The organism is Dysosmobacter segnis (genome assembly GCF_014297285.1).
GTDB classification, from domain to species: domain Bacteria; phylum Bacillota; class Clostridia; order Oscillospirales; family Oscillospiraceae; genus Oscillibacter; species Oscillibacter segnis.
In genome coordinates, this window is record NZ_JACOQI010000126.1 from 1 (window position 1) to 517 (window position 517).

The following is a 517-nucleotide window of genomic DNA, read 5'->3' on the forward strand; positions in this document are numbered from 1 at the left end:
GACGGGATCATTGCGAGACGGGCTGCCATGCCCGCTTTTGGCTGAATGAGTTTCGCTCTGCACCTTATTGGCCGTTCATTGACATCGGAGTAATTCCGATGCAGGTGGTCTTCGCGCATTCGCCGCATCGCTGTTCCCCCTCGCCGGGGGACCGTCAACTGACGTTATTCGTCACCGGATATTCAGTTTTCAATGTTCACAAGAAGATTCTTTTCTTCTCGTATGTATACGGGAAAAAACTGGCATCTTAACAACCCTGCTCATCCAAATTATTTTTAATTTTTTTCAGGATGCGCTTTTTCCGCACATGAATGGCCTGCTGAGAGACCCCAAGCATCTGTGCGTATTCCTTTTCGGAGCGGTTTTTGAAGTAAAGCTCGTAGATCAGCTCATAATCCTTCGGCGGGAGCAGATCCAGAATATTACGCAGGGACTGGCGCACCATCTCCTCAATTGCCTGATTTTCAGGGGTGTTGTCATAATCAATAAATTCATGGAACCGCTCGTATCCGTCATT

The 517-nt window shown here is 48.0% G+C and carries 2 protein-coding genes; one reads left to right on the forward strand and one right to left on the reverse strand.

What is annotated here, in order from left to right; translation table 11 throughout:
- On the forward strand, window positions 1-251 hold a 251-nt coding region (locus H8Z83_RS19470), incomplete at its 5' end, for a hypothetical protein (protein ID WP_207732107.1).
- Here H8Z83_RS19470 and H8Z83_RS19365 read toward each other — a convergent pair.
- Window positions 248-517: sigma-70 family RNA polymerase sigma factor (locus H8Z83_RS19365; RefSeq protein WP_187016512.1), on the reverse strand; the 270-nt coding region annotated here is incomplete at its 5' end. The genes H8Z83_RS19470 and H8Z83_RS19365 overlap by 4 nt on opposite strands.